Raw genomic sequence first — 2,466 nt, forward strand, 5'->3', positions numbered from 1 at the left:
CCGATGAACAACAGGCCCATCATGGCCTGCCGATCGGACGCATTGGCGATTGCGCCCGGCAGATAGCGCTGCAGCCAATGGCGATTGGCCAGCCCGGTCAGCATATCGTGATTCGCCAGGCGCTCCATATCGCTTTCGTACAGCTTGCGGGCACTCATGTCCTGCAGCGTGATCGCGAGACTGTCGCCGACGCGGATGATGCGGCGGCGTCCCCAGCTGATATTCATGTGCGCGCCGCCGACCATCTGGCGCTCGTCTTCGTGAAAACCGGACTTCATGGCGGCCTGATACACCGGCAGCAGGCTTCCGCCGAACACCGATGCGTCCAGCTCCGAAACCCGGCGGCCGATCAGCTGGCTGCGATTCATATTGTAGAAATAGGCGCCGCGCTCATTGCAGTCCACGACTTCGAAGTCAATCACTTCGTTGCGGCCATCGCGTAAAGCCATGGCGAGGTAGAAGCCATCATTCGCCTGTTCGGTCGCCGTGCGGTAAGCAAGGCGTGCCTCCGCTTCCTGACGGCGCATGCGCAACAGGCGCACGGTCTGGCGCCAACCCAGAATGCCAACACCGAAGGCCAATGCGGTGAACCACCAGGCGCCTTCCCGGCGGGCGGTCCAGTCGGCGCGGGCCGGCGCCAGCGCCTCAGTGACGGCCATGCCAGCGGTGGCCAGCACGGGATAGGCGGTCGAGTGACGCCAGCTCAGCAACCTGTCGGCGCCGTCGCGGAAGGCGGTGCCGGGCACCAGCGAATTGCCGCCGCTGTTATTCAGGTTTGGCGCCACACTGAACACTGATTCGCCGGGCGCCAGTTGAACGCGGTCGCCGTGTTGTTCCAGGCGCAGATCCGAGTTATCACCGGTTACCGCTACCACGCCGGCTGCGCCAAGCACGGCGCGGCTGTAAAAGGATGTGAGATATCGAGCGTCCACCGCCAGCGCGACGACGCCTGCGAAGCCGTCCTGTGCATCGTCCAGGCGGCGGCTGAATTGCACCAGATTCTGATTGGCACGGTAGTCGCCTGCTGGAATGTCGATGCGCAGCGCGCTTGAATTATTCGACTGATGGTAGGCGAAGGAGCGCGGGGGACCGAGTCCTGCGCCGCGCTGGCCATGTCCGGCAATCGTCAGCAGGCGGCCGTTGCGGTCGTACACGCTGACTTCCACGAAAGCCGGATCGGTGAACATGCCATCCCGGTACAGCGAATCCAGCTGTAGCTTGCCGCCCGACTCTTCCCAGCTGTGCTTGAGCTGCATGGTCACCTGGTCCATCTGCGCGATGGTGCGGGTGACGTATTGTTCGTAGGCCTCGGCGTGCAGACGCAGCTCGCGCCGGGCCGCCAGTTCGGTTTGCTGAGCCACGTGTTCCGATTGATTGAATGCGACCAGCCAATACGCCACCGCTGCCAGCAAAGCCAACACTGGCAGGGCCAAAGGCCAATAACGATCTGACACTAATCTTGACATTCGGAAACAACCAGCACGCAAATGTGGCGCATGATAATCCTTCTGTATGTCAGGAACATGACATGCTGCACCGTAATGGACTGGCGCAGCCGGACGCATTCAGTCATCATTGTCAAACCGGAGGTCTTATGACACAGGAAGTGACGCCACGCGACGAGCGCGCGCCGGAAATGCCGTTCCGCACCCTGCTCTATCGCTTCATGTTTTTCGACTGGTTATTCCGCGACGTTAGCGCCGCGCGTAACTTGTTCGAGCGTCACGCCGCGCTTCAGCACAACAAGTACATGAGCCGCTACCTGCCCATCTACTTCCGCCGCTGGACCGTCATGGCGACCTTCGACTTCGGCCTCGGCTTCCTGTTCGAGCGCGTCATGCAGGCGACCGTGCTGTCGGCCTACTTCTTCACCTGGTCCTGCGTGACCGTGGCCGGTATGGCCGTCATTGCCGCCGCCTGGGCTTTCCTGAATTTCGGACGCTTATCCTAGCTACTGGGGCCRCACCTGAACATCCTGCGTCCACGCCCGGGGCCTTTCGCATCTGTAATGCATACAAGACGACAGTTCTACGACACGGCAAAATATGCAAATGGTGCGATGACTTCCAACGTCAGGCATCCGATGACGATCTTGTGCCAAAGCCTGGGCGCTTGCTGGCGACGCAATAACTTGTAGCCAAAGTATGCAAAGCCTATGGCCAGGCTTAACGCTGCGATGGCGAAGGACAGCGCAGACATCATCGCCATGCCAAGTGCATCACCATCTCGAGGATGCCCCGCTTCCATTGCGGCCATGAGCTGCAAAAACAGGAGCTCGAATGCAAGCAAGGGCAGTCCGCCAAGAATCATCCCGGCCGCGATAACGTTTGACAGTGTGCCCTTGACTGTTTTCATATCGGCTTATCGATCAGAGCGGGCCTGAAGCGCCGCGCGATAGGCGGCGGCGTATTGCGTCCAGTCGGCTACCACCTGCTCATGATAGGACTGAGCATAGTCCATTAATGT

Annotated in this window: 2 protein-coding genes and 1 pseudogene; 1 reads left to right on the forward strand and 2 read right to left on the reverse strand. The window is 60.5% G+C overall.

The window, feature by feature from the left end:
- Positions 1-1,361 (reverse strand): annotated as a pseudogene (locus tag AB4Z11_RS29425) (bifunctional diguanylate cyclase/phosphodiesterase); the annotation flags it as partial.
- A gap of 233 nt (positions 1,362-1,594) precedes the next feature.
- Here AB4Z11_RS29425 and AB4Z11_RS29430 point away from each other — a divergent pair.
- Positions 1,595-1,951, forward strand: coding sequence for a hypothetical protein (locus AB4Z11_RS29430; protein WP_442029378.1), 357 nt, complete (start codon positions 1,595-1,597; stop codon positions 1,949-1,951).
- Between the two features lie 77 nt (positions 1,952-2,028).
- Here the strand turns inward: AB4Z11_RS29430 and AB4Z11_RS29435 are convergent, their stop codons facing one another.
- The gene (locus AB4Z11_RS29435; protein ID WP_442029380.1) at positions 2,029-2,355 is read right to left on the reverse strand and encodes a hypothetical protein; all 327 of its coding nucleotides are present in this window, start codon (positions 2,353-2,355) and stop codon (positions 2,029-2,031) included.
- Between the last annotated feature and the right edge of the window lie 111 nt (positions 2,356-2,466).

This window comes from Pseudoduganella sp. RAF53_2, from assembly GCF_052113985.1.
In the GTDB taxonomy this organism is placed as follows: domain Bacteria; phylum Pseudomonadota; class Gammaproteobacteria; order Burkholderiales; family Burkholderiaceae_D; genus Rugamonas.

Coding starts and splice junctions, on each gene's coding strand:
- AB4Z11_RS29435 (WP_442029380.1), bottom strand. CDS start 2,355: ATGAAAACAGTCAAGGGCACACTGTCAAACGTTATCGCGGCCGGGATG.
- AB4Z11_RS29430 (WP_442029378.1), top strand. CDS start 1,595: ATGACACAGGAAGTGACGCCACGCGACGAGCGCGCGCCGGAAATGCCG.